This window comes from Shewanella sp., from assembly GCF_051658185.1.
In the GTDB taxonomy this organism is placed as follows: Bacteria; Pseudomonadota; Gammaproteobacteria; order Enterobacterales; family Shewanellaceae; genus Shewanella.
This window is the reverse complement of the sequence record NZ_JBOFMC010000011.1, coordinates 1-3,247: the sequence shown is the minus strand read 5'-3', so window position 1 is coordinate 3,247 and position 3,247 is coordinate 1. Positions and strand designations below refer to the sequence as shown.

The 3,247-nt window shown below is 49.2% G+C and carries 3 protein-coding genes; all 3 read right to left on the bottom strand.

Annotated elements, in window-relative coordinates; genetic code table 11:
* Window positions 1–1,018, bottom strand: a 1,018-nt coding sequence (locus ACRCZA_RS00585) for an acetyl-CoA C-acyltransferase (RefSeq protein WP_438672549.1), incomplete at its 3' end; no start/stop codon positions are given.
* Between the two features lie 444 nt (window positions 1,019–1,462).
* Window positions 1,463–1,873, bottom strand: coding sequence for a hypothetical protein (locus ACRCZA_RS00580; RefSeq protein WP_438672548.1), 411 nt, complete (start codon window positions 1,871–1,873; stop codon window positions 1,463–1,465).
* Between the two features lie 232 nt (window positions 1,874–2,105).
* A complete protein-coding gene (locus ACRCZA_RS00575) occupies window positions 2,106–2,708 on the bottom strand; it encodes a GNAT family N-acetyltransferase (protein WP_438672547.1) in 603 nt (200 codons plus the stop codon).
* Window positions 2,709–3,247: the final 539 nt, after the last annotated feature.

The following is a 3,247-nucleotide window of genomic DNA, read 5'->3' as shown; positions in this document are numbered from 1 at the left end:
CCATATCTAACCCTAATTCAGAAACGGCAAGCATAGTCACCATGGCAAAGGCTTCGTTGATTTCGAACAGATCAACCTCATCCTTTGACCAGCCCACATTGCTCAACAGTTTTGCCATCGCGCCAACGGGCGCAGTGGTAAAGAGTGCAGGCTCCTGCGCATGGGTAGTATGGCCCTTGATGGTGGCAAGCACAGTTAAGCCTAACTGCTCAGCATTGGCGCGCGTGGTTAGCATCAGCGCCGCCGCTCCATCGGAAATCGAGCTAGAGTTTGCCGCAGTAATAGTGCCATCTTTGGCAAAGGCTGGGCGCAGCGTGGGGATTTTTTCAGGACGGGCATTGCCTGGTTGCTCATCGGTATCGATAGTCACATCACCACGGCGATCGCTTACCGTGACGGGCACGATCTCCGTTTTGAAAGCACCTGAATGAATGGCCGCGTTGGCTTTTTCCAGTGAGCTTAATGCGAAGACATCCATTTGCTCGCGGGTTAAGCCAAATTCATCCGCCGTTTTCTGGGCGAATGTGCCCATAGCGCCGCCAGTGTAGGCATCTTCTAAACCGTCAAGAAACATATGATCTAACACTTTGCCATGGCCCATACGCATGCCGCCGCGCGCTTTATCGAGCAAGTATGGGGCTTGGCTCATGCTTTCCATGCCACCAGCGATCACCAGCTTTGCACTGCCTGCTTTAATCAAATCATGGGCTAGCATTACCGTCTTCATGCCTGAGCCACACACTTTGTTTACTGTGGTCGCACCAACGGATAAGGGCAATCCTGCACCTAAGGTCGCCTGACGTGCAGGTGCTTGGCCTAAACCCGCGGGTAATACGCAACCCATCAACACCTCATCGACCTTATCACCCACAATTTGAGTATCGGCTAACAGGGCTTTGATGGCGATGGCCGCTAAGCTTGGAGAGGTAACGCCAGACAAACTGCCTTGAAAGCCCCCCATTGGGGTGCGTTTAGCGGCAACAATAACGATCTCTTGGTTTAATTGTTCAGTACTCATGGAGACTCCAAGCTAAATGTGCCTTGGCGGCAAAATTCGCCAGTGGCGGATAAAATATGACAATGAAACCACTCTGACGTTTACGCGAACGTAAAGCAAGTGTTCATCAAACTATCTCGCGTTTTTCTTGGCTTAAGCTTGTCAGAAAGGATTTACAGTGAGCAGAACGGAGCTACAAAATTGATGGTGGGCAGAGCATTAAAACGCCAAATTAAGTGCGTAATATTGTCCAGTTCACGGCAATGAGTGGAGCGCTAATCTTTGCCAAAGCGGAGCCGTGATACCAACGTCAAGAGTGCATAAATCTCAAAACCAAGAGGAGTATTTTTTATCACACTCCCCTTAACGATATCGCGCAGAACTCGCCTTACCCGCTACGGGGCATCAGCGCCGTCATTGCGGCGCTTTTCATAATGCGATGAGATAAAGAGCACCTTAAGCTTATTACATTGTTGCCATGATCCAATAATCTAACCGTTTTTGCGGGTCGGCTAATAAGCTTTGGCATTGGCCTTTATATTTCCCCATCAAGGGCCCGAGATTACTGGCACCGCCTAGGCTTTGCAGTTGGCTGGCCTTGGCATTGGCGATGGCTGCGGTCACCTCAGCTTGGGGCTGATATTTTTTAGCCAGATTTTCGGCTTCAATTTTGGCATTTTTTAAGCGCTCGCCCACTGCTTGCATCTGCGGGGCATTCATTCCCGCGATAGCTTCTGAACTAATCTGATAATAAGCTGCACATTCAATCAGTTCTTGACTGAAGGCTTTTTCGGCCTCGCTCGCCGCCACCCCGGTGGTCACCGAAAAGGCAAAAACGGCAATGACGGATCCTTTTAATACACGCAGGTTTAACATGGTTGCTTCCCTTTTTTATTAAAAATGACGCATAAAAACGTATCACTGCATTCGACTGACAGCTTGCCCCCTCAGGCGATTCCACCTTGGACTCATGCTCAGCCGAACCTCAGATACCACGCATGTGAGTACACAAAAATACCGTTAAGCATCAATATCGGCGCAGCGGTATGACCATCGCCAATATTGCTTGCGAGCGCTGACTTATCATTGGAATCGCCAGTGCCACAGCTTAGTCAGCCTGTGGTAACTGTAAACGAAATGCCAAATTGGCTTTAACGGCCGGCCATTCCGAATCCAGAATAGAAAACACCACAGTGTCGCGAATGCTTCCATCGGGCAAAATCCTGTGATTGCGCAAAATACCATCCTGTTTCGCCCCGAGTCTGGCGATAGCTTGGCGAGAGGCGTGATTATGCCAATGAGTGCGAAATTCGACCGCGATGGCCTCTAAAGTTTCAAAAGCGAAGGTTAATAGCAGGAGTTTGGTTTCAGTATTAATGGCAGTTCGTTGGGCGCGTTTGGCATACCAAGTGTAACCAATCTCCAGATGCCGATGCTCGCTCTCCCAATGGCAAATGCGCGTGCAGCCGACAATTCGTCCCGACGCCCTATCGCGAACAGCAAAGGGAAAACTCACGCCATGAGTTCTGTCTGCAATCGCGCTAATAACATAGGTTTTCATCTCACTGGGTTTAGGCACGTTCGCAAACCACAGTTGCCATAACTGCCCATCGGCCACCGCAACGCTTAACGCCGTGATATGCGACAAAGATAAAGGTTCAAGCACCACATGCTCGCCCTTCAGATACCCTAATTGCTCGCCATTACCCATTCGCTCGCCTCCATCAAATCGACAAAAGTGTGTGGTAGCGCACACTTTTTTGTTAGCGTAACATTAAATGCGGATAAAAAAACCCCCTCTTTTCAGTGTGCTGGAGGAATTTATTTGTCTGCCATTAAGCACCTCTTAAGCTAAGCGCTAGCCTAGACCGAAGTGGTTAATCAGAGACCTAATCAGAGTTTTTAATCAAAGTTTTTAATCAGAGTTACCTGCCAGAAACAGCCACCATTAGATAAAGGTGAGATAGGTGAAAGAGGTGATTCTGAACGGCTTAATAATACGCCAATCAGTTTGGCCTCTGCTGGTCGGGATTGTATTGGTATTGGAATGGGATAGAGATTGGGGTTATGGCTGTGGCTATTCGCTAAAGGATGCCACAGCCAACGCTGAGGTTAACAAGATGATACGGGCCGCGAAACAAAGCGTTGCACCGCGAACCCGAGCGAGACTCAAGGCCGCTTAAAATCCATGCATGCTATTACTGACCCTGAACCAACCTGCAATACTGCGGCGTTCAGCCAAGGTTGTCA

Coding starts and splice junctions, on each gene's coding strand:
- ACRCZA_RS00580 (WP_438672548.1), bottom strand. CDS start 1,873: ATGTTAAACCTGCGTGTATTAAAAGGATCCGTCATTGCCGTTTTTGCC.
- ACRCZA_RS00575 (WP_438672547.1), bottom strand. CDS start 2,708: ATGGGTAATGGCGAGCAATTAGGGTATCTGAAGGGCGAGCATGTGGTG.